Consider the following 15684-nt stretch of genomic DNA (forward strand, 5'->3'; position numbering starts at 1 on the left):
CGCTCGATCGAGACACCCGACGTCGCGATTTCCAACCACCTGTCAACCCAACCACCTCTAAACAAAGAGAAGCCAAATGGGAAAGCAAAAGATCGCAGTGCTCGGTGGCGGACTGGGGGCACTGAGTACGGTTTACGGACTGACTCAAACGGCCGATTGGCAGGACCATTACGACATCACCGTTTATCAAGTCGGATGGCGACTCGGTGGAAAGGGGGCCAGCGGACGTAATCAAGAACCGGGGATGGGCAACCGGATCGAAGAACACGGGCTTCACATCTGGTTCGGCTTTTACAACAACGCCTTCAGGATGATGAAGGACACCTATGCCGAATATCACCAGAAACAACTCGCGCCGGCATCGCCTTATCAATCCGTCAACGATAACCAACCTGCCTTCAAACCGCTGAACATGGTCACGGTGATGGAGGACGTTGAATCGGATTGGCACCCGTGGACCAATTCGTTCCCACGCAACGACGAAACCCTCGGTACCGAAAACAAGTTGTGGACGCCTTGGACGTTGATGAAGACCCTCGCGGCGTGGTTGAAACGCCTCTTCGATGATTTCCTCTCCACCTTCGATCTGCCCGCCGTCCGCACTCAAGCGAACGCCAACGCGGGCGACGTCGAAGGATGGGTGAAAGCTGAGATTCGGAGTCTCGATGCCCGCCTGCTCAACACCGCGGAAGACTCAGGATTCAGTTTGCTCCACATGGCCGAGAGTGTCATCGAAAAGATGAGCGACGATCCGCACGAACATTCACCGCATCAATACAACCTCATTGATTGGTTGTTGACGAAATTGCGAGACGCAATCGAACATCTTCTCAACGGCGTTCTTGCGGACCACACCGAATTGCGGCGATTGTTCATCACGCTCGACCTCGGTTCGGCAGTGTTTCGGGGCGCGGTGCGTGACGGTGTGTTTGTTCGCGGTTGGGACGAGATCGACAAATTCGACTTTCGCGAATGGCTCGATAGCAATGGATGCCATTCGTCGGAATCGGCGCCCGTACGTGCAGCGTACTCACTCGTTTTTGCATACGAAGGCGGCGATACGGATCGGCCGAACTTTGCCGCCGGTGCCTGCACGCGAGCCTTTGCCCGAATCCTGCTGACTTACAAAGATGCGATCCTTTGGAAGATGCAAGCCGGAATGGGCGACATCGTTTTCTCACCGCTGTATCTCGTTCTTAAAGAGAAAGGCGTGAAGTTTGAATTCTTTCACAAAGTCAGCGACATCAAACTGAACTCCGACAAATCGGAAGTCGGTGAAATCAAGATGGAGATCCAAGGGACGCTCAAACCGAGTTGCAATGGCGTCTACGATCCGTTGATCCATGTCCATGATTGCCCATGCTGGCCGAGCACACCGCTGTACGATCAGATCGAAGAGGGCGAGCAATGGAAGGCTGATGGAGTGAACCCCGAGTCGATCTGGTGCGGTCCCACACCGGTTGGGAATCGCACGTTGGTTGCCGGCCAGGATTTTGACAAGGTTGTTCTCGGGATTTCGATCGGGGCATTACCTCACGTCGCCAGTGAACTGATCGAGCATGACCAGCGATGGCAAAAGATGGTCGAAAAGGTCAAGACGGTGCAGACCCAGGCGTGCCAGTTGTGGTTCAACGAGACCACGCAAGACATGGGTTGGGAACCCTGGTATCCGGCCCCCGGAAGTGGCGAATCACCGCCACGCGAGCAAGCGTTGGTCGGCGCATACGAGGAGCCACTCGACACTTGGGCGGACATGTCTCAGGTCATTCCCGCAGAAGAATGGCAACCGGGCGATGACGTTAAGAGTATCGCGTATTTCTGCGGCGCGATGAGAGACGACACTCCGTTTCCCCCCATGCCTCCACCGAACGATTGCGAGTTTGTGAAAAAGCAGACTGCGGACGTCCGATCGAACGCGTATAAACTGGTGACCGAGCACATACGGCCGTTCTGGCCGAACGCGGCACAAGCGAATAATCCGAACGCGTTGAACTGGGACGTGTTGGTTGATTCAGCCGGCGGTTCCGGCGAAGCAAGGTTCGACGCTCAATATTTTCGAGCGAACATCGCACCCACGGAACGCTATGTGTTGTCGGTGAAAGGCAGCACTGCGTGTCGCCTTCGTCCCGGCGAAAGCGGATACAACAACCTCGTCTTGGCGGGAACGTGGACCTACAACGGGCTCAACGTCGGGTGCGTCGAGGCGGCTGTCATGTCCGGGCTCGATGCCGCATCGGCTCTCCATCAGAGTGCGCCAGGGGCTAATAAAACCAACGTGACGGTGACCAGTTCACCGCCGCCGACGTACGTCGTCCGCGGCGGTGAAATCGCGTTCCCGGGGTCATACGACTTTCCCAATGTGACTCTCAATGCGTTTGCGATGAAGTCTGACCGGAACGCGTTGCAGCGACTGTGCGACCGATCGCTCAATGGCCCGACCGGTGGCGACACGCGGTACCTGCCGTTGTTGCCTGGGTTCATCATGATGGCTGCCAACTTCCCGATGATTCGGGTTAATCCCGGTGAAGCCAACGCGTTTGGATCACCCGAAATGGATTTCAATCTCACGTTTCCCGTTGTCAGAATGCATCGAGTCGGTAACGTCGATATCGTCGACCGGATCTCATGGTTCTTTCCGTATGTGTTCGTCAATAACTCGTGGGCGACGGTGTCGGGAAGAGAGGCATACGGATTTCCGAAACAGGACGCCGAGCTCACCATGCCGGTGTCGCCGACGGACCCTGCTGTGTACCGCGTCAACGCTCGCTATGTGGAAAAGTTCGGTGAGTCGGCGGAAACCCAATCAGGCGTGCTCATCGACGTAAGCCGTCGCGATGAAGAGTTGCTCGGTGCACCCGAGGCGATCCTCGGTACGTTTGCCAGTGTGATGGAAGCGTTGCTTTTGCCATTGATCACCAGTGGCCCCGAAGTCACATTGCCGGGTATCGGGGCAATCGAAGAGGCGTGGGAGTTGCTCGTCGACCACGAGGTTCTGTTCACGTTTTTGAAACAGTTTGCCGATGTCGGTAGCCGTGACAACGCTTGCTTCCAATCGATCGTCGAAGCGCCGCTGAAGATCAAACAATTTCATCGTGCAGGTGTTCTGCCGGGAAACTACCAGATCAAGGCATGCGAATACGCCAGCCATCCGATTGTCACTGACTTAGGCATGCAGGCGGCTACCCAAGATTGTCTCGCGGCGGTCACGATGACCGTTGATGCGGAACTGCGTCTCGGCAGCACGGTGTGGCCGTAGTGGTCGCACACCGATTCATTCAACTTCAATGATTTATCCCCAATGGAATCAAACATGATTGACTACAAGATGGAGCCCCTCTTCTCGTACACCGCGACGATCGGAGGCCCCGAAATTGTCGGGCCGGTTTTGGGCGGATTGCGCGTGAACTTCAACCTGACCGGCGGCGAAGTCACCGGTGAACGAGTCAACGGCAAGATTTTGCCTGCCGGTGGTGACTGGTTGCTGATGCGAAACGATGGGATCGCGGAAGTGGATGTTCGGTTGACGATCCGCACCGATGATGAGGCTCTGCTCAACGTGCACTATCACGGAATGGCCGACCTCGGTGAGAACGGTTTTGAGGAGTTCATGGCCGGTCGGGCGCCGGTCCCCGGCACGGCGCTCCGCATTTTTCCGCGTTTTCAGGTCGCCGCGGAGAACTACCTGTGGCTCAATCGGCTCGCCTGCGTCGGAATTGGCGAGGCTCATGTGGATTTCGCGACGGAGTCCAAGATGAAATTCGACATCTACGCGGTCAGCTAAATTTGGGGCCGTCTGTAACGATTGCGACGATCGGTAGGAGGGGAAACCTGTTCAGTCATATTTAAATCTAAGATCAGGCGTTGATGCGTGCCCCGACGAGACGATCGACCATTGTTAGTGGTGCAATCCCTACTGGAATGCGATTGCCCACGACCGTCGCAAACGTTGCGACAGGCTGTAGACAACGGATTGTCTGCAGGGGCTTTATTGCAGATTCCGTCCAGGAGGGACTCACGTGTCGACGATCCCGAGACTCACTCGATTTTTGATTTTTGCATCCGTGGCCGCGGTCGCGGCCCTGTCCGTTCCCGATACCGCGACCGGTCAGGGGGTTTATCTGACGGGCGTTGGCCCGGTCAACCGTTCCATGGCGGGTGCCGGGACGGCGGCTCCGCTCGACGCCGTCGGGGCGCTAGCGTGGAACCCCGCATCGATTTCCGGACTCGCCAATAACGAAGTCGGATTTGGCGTGGAACTCCTGTTTGCCGACGTCGAACTGACGTCCAGTCTCGGTGGAGGCACTGAGGGTGATGCAGGGGCAGCCGCGGTGCCATCGATCGGATGGGTTCACCGGATGAGTGAAGACTCGCGGTGGACCGTCGGGTTGGGATTGGCGGGCGTCGCCGGATTCACCAACAATCAGCCCTCCGGCAACCCCGTCCTGGGCGGTGCCCCCGCGTATGCCGCGTCGGAGTTTTTGCAGATTGCCCCAACGGTTTCATTCCTCGTCACTGAAAAGCTCTCGATCGGTTTTGCCCCGCTGATCAATCTCGGTGAAGTCGGCTTTGATCCCATCGGCCCATCGGTGATCACCCCCGCCGCCGAAACCGCCCAAGGCAACCGTAAGCACTGGGGGATCGGATTCCAGGCCGGGATGTACTACATCACGGACAACCATTTTCATTTTGGTGCGAGTTTCCGAAGCACGCAGTGGATGGAGACGTTCCGGTTCTTCACGCCGAGTGGATTGGTCAAGTTTGATCTCGACTTGCCCATGATCGTTTCTCTCGGAACGGCGTACACGGGTTTTGAAGATTGGACTTTTGCGGCCGACTTCCGATATATCGGATACGACGATGCGGACGGGTTCAGCGAACTCGGATGGAGCAATCTGTTTGCGGCTGCGTTTGGCGTTCAAAAACGAATGAGCGATCGCATCTATCTGCGTGGTGGTATCAACTTCAATCAACCACCGATCCACGAGAGCGATGTCGCTACCAACGTGATCAGTCCGTTGATTCAGAAGTACAACATCGCAACCGGTGGTTCGTATCGATTTGCGAAGAACGTGGACCTGAACCTGTCCTACGTTTATCTCGGTCACAACAGTTTGACCGGAACTGTTCCAACCGGGGGCGGACCGGTCACGGTGCGAAACGACGTCTCGGCTCACTCGTTGATCACCGGCGTCACGGTCCGCTACTAAACGCGTGCCGTCGGCGAACCTACCAACGCGAAACGCGAGCAAGTGAATGCAGATTCGCTTGCTCGCGTCGTGCGTAAAGATCAGGAATTGCTCGCTGGCGGTTTAGGCGACGTTTCGGTGGTCCCGTTGAAAGGGAGAAGGTAAACGCCTGATTGGCAAGTGTCCTGCCAGCCCGTTCAGCCTTGGAAGTCGTTTTCGATTTGGCCTTCTTTGACAACGATGCTGATGCCATCGCGAATTTGCAGCGGCTCGTCTTCGCCCTGGTGATCCACGCCGGCCGAGTTTGTGATTCGGACGTTGGTTCCGATCCGGCAGTTTTTATCCAGGATCGCCCCGGAGATATAGCTCCCTGAGCCGACCCCGACGGGGAGTTTGCCTTCACGAGCACAATCACGCATTTCGATGAAGTCGGCCCCCATCACGACGCTGTCTTTGATCGTGACGTTGTCGCCGATCACGGTCCGCAGTCCGATCACGCTGTTTTCGATCGTGACGTTGTCACCGATGCGACATCCGTCTGCGATCAGGCTGCCTTTGATCGTGGTGGTTCCCATGATCGTCGGCGGCAAGAATCGCGGGCGACTGTAGATCGGTGCGTGTCGATTGCGAATGTCGAACGGCGGGTTCTTGCTCGCCAGCGAAAGGTTGGCCTCGTAGAACGATCGGATCGTTCCGATGTCTTCCCAGTAACCATCGAAGAGGTGCAGTTGCACTTTGTGGGTGTTGATCGCTTCGGGAAAGACTTCTTTCCCGAAATCGCTGTGCAGGCTGTTCTCGAGCAAGTCGACCATCAGGTCCTTGTCGAAGATGTAGAGCCCCATGCTCGCGAGCAGATCGCGACCTTGGCTCGGGATGCCCCGCTCATCGATCCAGCTCGGGTCCATCCGCACCTTGGCGATTTCTTCGGGCGTTTGTGGTTTTTCGACAAACCCACGAACTTGACCGGTGTCATCGACCTGCATGATCCCCAGAGCCGAGGCGTCTTTACGGGTGACCGGGATACCGGCGATGGTCGCGGCGGCACCCGATTCGATGTGCGTCTTCATCATCTCGCGGAAATCCATCCGGTAGAGCTGATCGCCGGAAAGGATCAACACATGTTTGATCCAACTTTCACGCAAGTGGACGAGGTTTTTGCGGACCGCGTCGGCGGTGCCCTGATACCAATCCGTGCCCGAATTGACAGTCTGCTGTGCCGCGAGCAGTTCGACAAACCCGCCACTGAAATGGTCGAACGTGTACGTTTGCCGGAGGTGACGGTGCAAGCTCTCGGAAAGGAACTGAGTCAACACGTACGCGCGATTCAGGCCGCTGTTGATGCAGTTACTGATCGGGATGTCGATCAAGCGATATTTCGCGGCCAACGGCACTGCCGGTTTGGCCCGAATCTTGGTAAGCGGAAAGAGCCGGGTGCCGCGCCCGCCACCAAGAATCAACGCGATCGTGTTACTGAGGTCCATGTTGTCTGCCCTGTGAGGAAGAGGTGCTTACCAATATTTTTCAAAACGGATTGTCCCGGCTCGATGCTCATGAACATCGTCGCTAAATCCTGCCGCCCGCAATAACGGTAGCATACCAGGATTCTCGGGTGCATCGGCACCCGGGGGAATGTATCCGATCATGTCCGGATTGCCGCATAGGAACACATGCGTATTTGATGGGGCGAGCGGATCTTCGGCCAATTCGGCCAACCTTCCGCTGGTAAACATCGTTTGCAAATATTGCTTGCCAACAAATTGTGGATGATCGGGTTGAATGTTTTCGGGTTCACGAGTTGTCATCGGAAGGTACAGGTAATTCGCGTACTGACGCATCAGCACTTTGTGCTCGTTGATGTAGGCACAGTCGTGGCGATAGCGAACACTCGTGGCGATAACGATTCGCCCGCGATGGCCTGTCGCGAGTAGCTTCGCAGCCATGGCATTGTGGGGGGCTTCCCCGGTGCCTGTTCCGAGAAACAGCATCGTGTCATCGGGATCGTATTCGCCGAGTTTGTACTTTCCGGTGATCTTTCGCTCCATCACGATCCGGTCGCCCGCGATTTTGCCAAACAGCCGAGGTGTCAGTGCCGGTGGCTTGCTGACCACGGTCGCTCCCTTGCGAACCAACGTGATGTAGAACTCGAGGTAGTCGACCGAATCCTGCGTCGCCAAACAACCCTTTTCATCCAACATCGGGCAGGAAATCGAATACGCCCGTCGGACAATCTTGCGAGCTTTGTTAATCGGCACATCTTCCGGTTGAGTGCCGACGAGCCTGGGTTCCCAATTTCCCAAACCGAGTGCGACGTATTGCCCCGGTTCAAAAGGTGGGATTGGGCTGTCGGGACGGATTCGAAACTTCGCCAAGTCGTCCGTCACATCGATCCGCTCGATGATCGTGGAGTTGTAGAACCGCTCGCGTAATTGCCGCTGTTCTTCAGGATTGGGCGGCTTGTCGAGGGGGCCGAACTTTGCCTCCTGGTCCGCGTTCACCTGTGTTTGACCAACCCCATCACTAGGTGAAGTCTTGGTCGTCGCCGATTGATCGTTGGTCGGTGGGGTGTCAGGAGCACTCACGAAGCTCATTCCTTTCGTGATTCATGGCGCGGTCAAGGTCTCGAAGCGGTTACTATAATGCAATGCGATGGAGCCATGGGGAGGCGTCCGCACGGAATCCGAGCTCCCCGCTTCGCTGCCTGCCATGTTTGGCATACCGACCTTGCATCGCCGCCTAATCATTGTTCTTTATCTGGGCTTTTGACATGCACCTTTCTTTTTACAACTTTGCATCCTCCGTGATTCACCTGATCCCGCAGAATCGATTGACAAATCGTCTCGCCCCCTCGCCGGGCAACCAATTTCACCTACCCGGGGCACTGATTTGTGCCGCCGTGATTGCGACTGCCACAATCCCGATCGCAAACGTCAACGCCGAGACGTGGACCAGCCTCAGCGGTGACCGTTCGATCGAAGCCGAAATGGTGGGCATGTGGGACAACCAAGTCGTCTTGATCCTCCCCAGCGGTCAACGCATTAATGTTCCCATCAACAGTTTCGAAGCGAGCAGTCGTATCCAAGCAGGGAAGATTGCCGATCGGCTGCAACGTGAACGTGAAGCGTTGACCGAAGAAATCAAACGCATCGCCGCGATCGAAGCGGCACCGGCGCCCGAGCCGATTCCCTCGCCTGAGAATGCTCCCGCGTACTCTCCACCCAGTGCCGACATGGGACCTCAGGAAGCGTTCGATGCGATCGCCCAGCAAATCCGAAACGGGCATTTCGTTGTTATCTACGACGCATTGCCGCCGAAGTACCGCAGCCAAATCGATGAACTCGCACAACTCACCTCAAACAAACTCGAACCGCAGGGACTCGCCGATTCGTTGAACCAGATCCACCGACTCGCTGATTTGATCGTGACGAGGCAAAACTGGATTCGTACCCACCACCGCCTCCACGATCCGGCGAGCGATGCCGACGACCTGTCACCGATCGGTGAAGCGTTCAACAAACTCGTGCTGCCGATGGCCGGTTTGCTGCGGACCGCCTTACTCGCCGACGAAGTTTTGTTGGACCGAATCCGCAGCGAAGGATTCGGGCGATGGCTTCACGAACGGGATGAAGTGATCGCGCCGTATCTGGCCGTGTTGATGGATTCGTATAGCTCTCCCTCGATGCAATGGAGTTTGCTTAAAACGAAAGACGACACCGCGATTCTCGAAAAGCCAATCCCGCAAACATCCGAGCGAAACCCGTCTCGTTCCAACAGCAGTCAGTCACGCAAGATCGCTCTTACGAAAGTCGACGGGTATTGGATTCCGTCCGCGATCGCCGAAGGTTTCGACGAATGGTTTCAGCAGCGAACCGAGGAATTGCAGGCGGTCGAAGACGCTTCCATGAGCGTTTCGCAATGGCTCGGCGGTCAATCCGTCAGTGTCCCGACCTCGCCGACGCGACCGACTCGGAATTCTGGATCTGGATACGACCAATACGGTGATCGGAGCCAGTATGACAACCGGAGTGAATACGATGAAATGGAATACATGGAGGATGAATTCGGTGGTTCATCGTATCCCGGTGGCCCGTCAGGCTATCCCGACGATGACATGTACGGATCCTCGGGTTCGGCCAAGCCGAAGATGATCGAACCACCGGCAATCACCGCCGAGATGATCGGCAGCGTTCTGCAATCCGTCGGAGGATTCGTTTCAATGACCGCGCCGCTCGAACAGGCGACCGACGCGGCTTCCTTTCATCGTGCGGTGGACCAAATCACCGGTTCGATTGAAGGCGTCCTGTCGATGGCGAGTGGCTGGTAAGTATGACGGTTCCCCGTATTGCTGTTGCTGGCGGTGGGCTCTCCGGGCTCGCCGTTGCCGCGCACCTGCGATTGATTTCAAACGAAACGTCCACGCCGCTCGAGGTCTCCCTGTTTGAGTCGTCTGATCGGCTCGGCGGCGTCATCAACACCGAACGAATTGTCAGCGACAGCGGACTTGAGTTCATCGTGGATCATGGCGCGGATATGTTTGCCATGAATCCACCGGCGGCGATCGACCTATGCCGCCGACTCGGTGTTGACCAAAAATTGCTGCGTCCCAATCCGGAAGGACGCGGGGCCATGATCGCGCGGGGCAACGGTTTGATTCCGATTCCCGAAGGCTTCGTGCTGATGCGTCCGACGAAGCTAATGTCGATGTTGACTACGAAGCTGCTGTCCCCTGCTGGAAAACTCCGTTTGCTTCGGGAGCGATTCGTGCGTCGACGCGACTCGTCGGTGAGCGACGAGAGTGTCGGCTCCTTTGTCCGGCGCCGCCTCGGCCGTGAATGCCTCGATAATATTGTCGCCCCGTTGGTCGCTGGAATTTACACCGCGGATGTGGATCGACTCAGCATGGCGGCGACCATGAAACCGATCTGGGAGATGGAAGCCAGTGACGGTTCACTCGCCCGTGCAACCATGCGACGGATCCGTTCGGGTGACGATTCGACCGAACGCGGCAGCAGCGGCGCACGTTACGAACAGTTCCGGGCGTTTCCCGGTGGGATGATCGAATTCATCGAAACACTTGCCGACTCAATCGGCAACGCCTGCATCCACACCCGCTCGCCGATCGAGTCCCTGCAACGGACGACTTCGGGCTTCGAAGTCAAAGTCGCTCACGCGTCGGATCCGGCTGACGCGTCGTTCGATGCGGTCGTGCTGACCACGCCGGCGCCGGTCACGGCAAACCTGATGGCTCGCCTACAGACCACTCTCGACGACACGGTTCAATGCGAGGCCGCCGCAATGGTCGAATCAAATCTACGTTCGATTTCGTATGCCTCGACCGCGATTGTTGTCATGGCGATCCCTCGCGAACGGATTTTGCGAATGCCCAAGACGTTCGGCATCGTGGTCCCGCCGCGTGAACGTCGCTCGGTTCTTGCGGTGAGCTTCGCGAGCGAGAAGTTCAGCGGACGATCCCCCGATACTCATGTCATCATCCGATCCTTTGTCGGTGGCGTTCTCCATCCCGAAATTCTGGAGAACGATGACGGGGCTATTGTCCAAATTGTCGCCCGCGAGCTTGCCGATCTGATCGGGCTCGACGATTTTCAAAATGTTCAGCAGCACGCGGCATTCGTCAAAGTCGTCCGCTGGAATAAGGCGATGCCACAATACGAAGTCGGTCACCTCGATCGGGCCTCAGCGATACGCTCCGGAATCGACCAGATCCCCGGCGTCGAGTTGATGACCAACGCCATTGGCGGCGTCGGAATCGCTCCTGTCATCGGAGCGGCCGAACGAACCGCCCGCCGGGTCGTCGCGCACGTTACTCGCAACGGGCCAATGAATCCGACCCGCTAGGGCATTTCAAATGTTGACGTACCTGTTCGCAGTGGCTGGATCGTCAGATATGCGGTTCCCCCGAAAGCTGGCATCATCGATGACGTCTTTTTAGGTAACGCTCCACCGCGGCATTTATCCCATGGAAATTCCGGTCGCTGGCTTCATCCTCGATCGCGTGATAGCCGATCTGAAACCACGGGAAGCGATTGAAAGAGGTTTTTTGAGCGTTGTCCGTCGCTTGCGTGGCCGGAACGCCCTAAACCGTTGACAAAAAATCTCGCTATTCCCCCCGGATTCAGTTGCAAACCCACTAGGCTCCGGCGTCTCAGACGTTTAAACTGCCTCTAACGAGAATCATTCTCAACTAGAAGATTTCCCTCCTTCGCCCCGATCTCATTGGCAGCCCTACGCTTATGTTCAGCGAAATCACCTTGGATCACTTCATCGGCACCACCGGTGAGATCGCACGCTTGGATCTTCCCGAAGCGTGTGCGATTCGGCTGAAGTCACTCGGTTTATTCGAGGGACAACAGGTGCAGCTCGCCCGAGGCGGCAACCCGATGATCGTGAAAGCAGCTGGCGGAAAAATCGCAGTTGCCGGCGACATCGCCAAAGGCATTTACATGCGAGTGGCTCATTCATGAGCACTTCGGTCGACTCGACCGAATCGGAATTCTCAGACGCGTCGGGGGACAAGAAGTCGGGCGACAAAGTCGTTGCGATGTTGGGCAATCCGAATGTCGGCAAAACGTCGATGTTCAACCGCCTGACAAATCTTCTTGCCAAAACATCAAACTTCCCTGGCACGACGATTGATCGTCGGATCGGCCGGGTTGAGCTGAGTAGCGGTAAGTCGATCACGCTGGTCGATCTGCCGGGAATGTATTCGCTCGAAGCATCCTCCCCCGAGGAAAAAGTCGCACGCGATTTCGTTCTCGGACAATCTGATCAAGTTCCCGATGCGGTTTTGATCGTCGTTGATGCAACGAACCTGCAGCGAACGTTGTTCGTCGCACGTCAAGCGTTGCAGCAGGGGCGACCGACACTCGTCGCGGTTAACTTTATCGAAGCGGCGCGTCGTCGTGGAATCGAAATTGACCTGAACACGTTGGGCCGAAAATTAGGTTGTCCGGTGGTCGGTGTTTCGGCGCGGACGGGCGAAGGTTTCGATCGCCTCAAATCACAGCTCGCCATCCTGCTCGCCGGACCCGCACTCCCGTTGTTGATCACGGGCGGCTCGCCGGAATGTCCGCCGACGCCCGCCGAAAATGTGTTGACAGTGATCACCGATGACGAGTCCTGCGGCTCTTGTCGTGTGTGTCCGTTCGCCGACGGACATCAATGGGCCTCCGCGCTCGCTCGCGAAAGTATCCGTGACGGCAGCGTCGTTTCGGACGAAACCGCTGACAAAGTTGACCAGTTCCTGACTCACCGGTTGATCGGTCCGATCGTATTTGCGCTGGTGATGGTAGTCGCCTTTTCGCTCGTCTTTTGGTTCGCGCAGGTTCCGATGGAATGGCTGGACAACGGCTTTGGAATGTTAGCGTCATGGGTTAGTCGCTTTTTGCCCGAAGGCGATATCCAGAGTCTGGTCGTCGATGGGATCATCGGCGGTGTCGGTGGCGTGATGGTGTTTCTGCCACAAATCTTCATTCTGTTCTTCATGCTCGCGCTGTTGGAGGATTCCGGCTATCTCGCTCGCGCCGTTGTTGTCGTCGACCGGTGGATGCGTCGTGTGGGGCTGCCTGGACAAGCGTTCGTGCCTTTGTTGGCCGCTCATGCGTGTGCGATTCCGGCGATCATGGCGACCAAGGTGATCGAGAGTCGTCGCGATCGATTGGCTGCGATCATGGTCATTCCGCTGATGACGTGTTCGGCCCGATTGCCCGTTTACACGATCATCGCCGCGATGCTGTTCCCGAGTACTCCCGTCTACGCCGCGATGTTGTTTGCGTCGGCATACGTGCTCGGCATGGTGGCCGCTTTTGTGGTCGCTTTCCTGCTGAAGCTCACCGTCCTGCCGGGTGAACCATCGCCTTTGATTTTGGATCTGCCGCCCTACCGAGCACCGTCGCTCAGAAACGCCTTGCGATATGCGTACGAACGCGGATGGATGTTTTTGCGTGATGCCGGGACGGTGATTCTGGTAATCTCGATGATCATCTGGGCGTTGTCGACCTACCCGAAACTCTCCGACGAAAGCTTTGCGGAAGAGATGTCGTCACGCAATGTCGCCGTGGATCAACTCAGTGAAGATGAGCTCGCGGGAGTCCGAGCGGCGGTGGATCAGGAACACGCGATCATCGGTCGGCTCGGACGTGTCGTCGCGCCCGTCTTTGAACCGATCGGATTCGATTGGAAGATCAGCGTCGGCGTCATGACCAGTTTCGCCGCACGGGAAGTCGTCGTTTCGACCCTTTCGATTCTTTACGGACTCGGGCCTGAACCGGACGACGAATCGAGTCTCAAGGATCGGTTGTCGTCGGCAACCTATGCTGACGGTCGCCCGGTATTCACCACTGCGACTTGTGTCAGTTTGTTGGTCTTCTTCGTGCTTGCGATGCAGTGCCTTCCGACGCAAGCGGTGACGAAGAAGGAAACCGGTTCCTGGAAGTGGGCGGCGTTTCAATTCGTCTACATGACACTGCTGGCGTACGCTGCGGCATTTGTCGCGTATCAGACGATCTCGATGATCAGCTAGCGGGGTTTGTCCTGCGAGCGGAGTTGGGCGACTCTCGCGGTCTGCGCACAACCACCAGGCCGCTTCGCTGCTGCGTTGGCCAACGATCCGCATGTGTTTCGATTCGCGAATTCGTGGCGGGGCAACCACAGTTAACGGATCGAGATTTCGGCGTTCATTCCCAGGAGTCGCTCAATCAAAGATTAGCTCATCCGCAGGGCTCCAGCGCATTGTCTCCATAATTGTTCGAGGTAATCGTGCTTGATTGCGCGCCGGATCGGCGACCGGGTGCACCATCGCTTCGGTTTCCATCGTCAGGTCGATGCGAGTTCCGTCTTCGCACTGCAGAACCGGGTGGGCATAACCTTCGAGAGGACGACGAATCACCTCGGCAGTCATTTCTTGGTTGAACTGAACGCGACTGCCTAACGGGAACAATGACTCGACTCGCAAGAACGCGCGTACCACCTCGGGATCGAACAATCGATAGCGAGCTTGGTACAGGATGATTCCGAGCGCATCGTGGGGCACCAATGCGCTGCGGAAACTTGTCCCGATCGTCAGTCGGAGATACGTGTCGCAGACGTTGAGAATCCGTGCATACAGATTCGCACGCTTGCCTTCGATGCCAAACGGGTAACCCGATCCGTCGAACTGTTCGTGAACTTGCTCAATGGCGATCAGAACTGAACGCGGAATCTCAGAGACTTCACGCAAGCAATTCGATGAATTGATTGGATGTTTGCGGTATTCCCACATCTCTTCGTCGTTGAGCGGGCCGCGACCGGGAATGATCAATCCCGGGTCCATCGTGTACAAGCCGATGTCGTGCAATAAGCCGGTGGTTCCGATTTCCAGAATGGTCGGTCCGTCGAGTCCCAGTTCAGTGCCGACCGCCATCCCGAGTACGCTGAGTTTGACGCTCCGGTCAGTAAGCGACATTGATTCTCCGGCCGAGATCACGTCAGCGACGGTCTGGTCGTGGTCGTCGACGATCGCGCTGGCGAACGCTGCTGACAGATTTTTGAGTGCTTCGATCGTTTGTAATTTACGGCTGCTAATCTCAATACGAATTTGTTCGAATTCGTCTCGTGCCAGCTTCACATGCCCACGCAAGACTTCGCGGCGAGATAGGTTGATCGATTCGTGATGCCGGTTGACTAGGTTCTGCTTTAGGGGAATGCCTTTTGCCCATTTTGACGGGTGACCGTTGCGAAACGTCTCGTCTTTCCTTGGCGATGCATTGCTTCTTCGCCGTCGTTGATTCGGTTTCTCGGTTGAAATGTCACGACGGCGTAGTGTGTCAATTTCCTCGGCGCTGACTGCGAGTTCCTCGATATCACGATCGATCAACCCCTGAATCAATTCAGCGGTGATCGTCGTCCCTGCTCCTAAAAGAAGCAGTCCGTTATCGTCCTCGAGTGGAAAGCGACAAACGGCGCCGACGTGCAACTCGTCGATCGGCAACATCACCATGTCGCTATTTCCTTTCGCAGTTTTCACCGCGTTGTACATCGTTTGCCCCGATAGCAAGGAAAAATGGCTCGGCTCCATAGAAACGTGAAAAAATCGCCCCTCATAGTGCCGTCTGATAGAAGTTAGGTTTTTCCTGACGCACAATTTGCAGGCGTGACATTTCCGCACAGCAATCAATCATCGGAGTGCGGTCGCCAGTCCGGTGACGCGGGTCGTGGCGATTAGGTGAATCGACTGGTACCGGATGTTGCAAAATTGTTCGACCACGTATCCGTCATAATCACTTTTCTCGCTGCAACTGTATTGTCGCGGAAGGCCTGGTACTGAGCTCCCTGGCAACCTCATGACGGTATCGAGACGTGGCCAGATCGAGGCACGACCCTATCGCATAGCCACCTTATTCGTCACGCAGTCGCATTGCCTGCGCGTGCGCGGCGACAACGAAACGCCTGCCGTGGAAGCGATTCGTTTTTGTGAATGACATCGGTTTTTCAACGGTAGCTCTGT

At 56.5% G+C, this 15684-nt stretch carries 10 protein-coding genes; 7 read left to right on the forward strand and 3 right to left on the reverse strand.

From position 1 onward, the window contains the following. Positions 1 to 76: 76 nt before the first annotated feature. The 3 genes from FHS27_RS28710 to FHS27_RS28720 all read left to right on the forward strand — a co-directional run bounded on the left by FHS27_RS28710 (position 77) and on the right by FHS27_RS28720 (position 5207). Positions 77 to 3256 carry an NAD(P)-binding protein gene (locus FHS27_RS28710; protein ID WP_184309524.1) on the forward strand — a complete coding sequence of 1060 codons (3180 nt, stop codon included), beginning with the start codon at positions 77 to 79 and terminating at the stop codon, positions 3254 to 3256. Between the two features lie 54 nt (positions 3257 to 3310). Next, positions 3311 to 3781: a DUF3237 domain-containing protein gene (locus FHS27_RS28715; RefSeq protein WP_246421205.1), complete on the forward strand. Its 471-nt coding sequence runs from the start codon at positions 3311 to 3313 to the stop codon at positions 3779 to 3781. 235 nt (positions 3782 to 4016) lie between these two features. After that, positions 4017 to 5207 carry an OmpP1/FadL family transporter gene (locus FHS27_RS28720; protein WP_184309529.1) on the forward strand — a complete coding sequence of 397 codons (1191 nt, stop codon included), beginning with the start codon at positions 4017 to 4019 and terminating at the stop codon, positions 5205 to 5207. Positions 5208 to 5383: 176 nt separating this feature from the next. On the opposite strand, the gene FHS27_RS28725 is transcribed toward FHS27_RS28720, so the two are convergent. Then, entirely contained in the window at positions 5384 to 6667 is a 1284-nt protein-coding gene (locus tag FHS27_RS28725) for a glucose-1-phosphate adenylyltransferase (protein ID WP_184309531.1), read from the reverse strand. 27 nt (positions 6668 to 6694) lie between these two features. Further along, positions 6695 to 7774, reverse strand: a complete 1080-nt coding sequence (locus tag FHS27_RS28730) for a ferredoxin--NADP reductase (RefSeq protein ID WP_221225470.1) — start codon at positions 7772 to 7774, stop codon at positions 6695 to 6697. A gap of 176 nt (positions 7775 to 7950) precedes the next feature. Between FHS27_RS28730 and FHS27_RS28735 the strand changes: the two genes are divergently transcribed. From FHS27_RS28735 to feoB, 4 genes are all read left to right on the forward strand, one after another. After that, the gene (locus tag FHS27_RS28735) at positions 7951 to 9507 is read left to right on the forward strand and encodes a hypothetical protein (RefSeq protein ID WP_184309533.1); all 1557 of its coding nucleotides are present in this window, start codon (positions 7951 to 7953) and stop codon (positions 9505 to 9507) included. Positions 9508 to 9509: 2 nt separating this feature from the next. Continuing rightward, a complete protein-coding gene (gene hemG / locus FHS27_RS28740; RefSeq protein ID WP_184309535.1) occupies positions 9510 to 11039 on the forward strand; it encodes a protoporphyrinogen oxidase in 1530 nt (509 codons plus the stop codon). Between the two features lie 395 nt (positions 11040 to 11434). Further along, positions 11435 to 11665 carry a FeoA family protein gene (locus FHS27_RS28745; RefSeq protein WP_009093466.1) on the forward strand — a complete coding sequence of 77 codons (231 nt, stop codon included), beginning with the start codon at positions 11435 to 11437 and terminating at the stop codon, positions 11663 to 11665. Further along, positions 11662 to 13722: a ferrous iron transporter B gene (feoB, locus tag FHS27_RS28750; RefSeq protein ID WP_184309537.1), complete on the forward strand. Its 2061-nt coding sequence runs from the start codon at positions 11662 to 11664 to the stop codon at positions 13720 to 13722. The genes FHS27_RS28745 and feoB overlap by 4 nt, the downstream gene beginning before the upstream one ends. Before the next feature lie 171 nt (positions 13723 to 13893). On the opposite strand, the gene FHS27_RS28755 is transcribed toward feoB, so the two are convergent. After that, positions 13894 to 15204 (reverse strand): HD-GYP domain-containing protein, encoded by a 1311-nt coding sequence (locus FHS27_RS28755; RefSeq protein WP_315854743.1) that lies wholly within the window; start codon positions 15202 to 15204, stop codon positions 13894 to 13896. Between the last annotated feature and the right edge of the window lie 480 nt (positions 15205 to 15684).

Source organism: Aporhodopirellula rubra (genome assembly GCF_014192335.1).
Taxonomy (GTDB): Bacteria; Planctomycetota; Planctomycetia; order Pirellulales; family Pirellulaceae; genus Rhodopirellula; species Rhodopirellula rubra.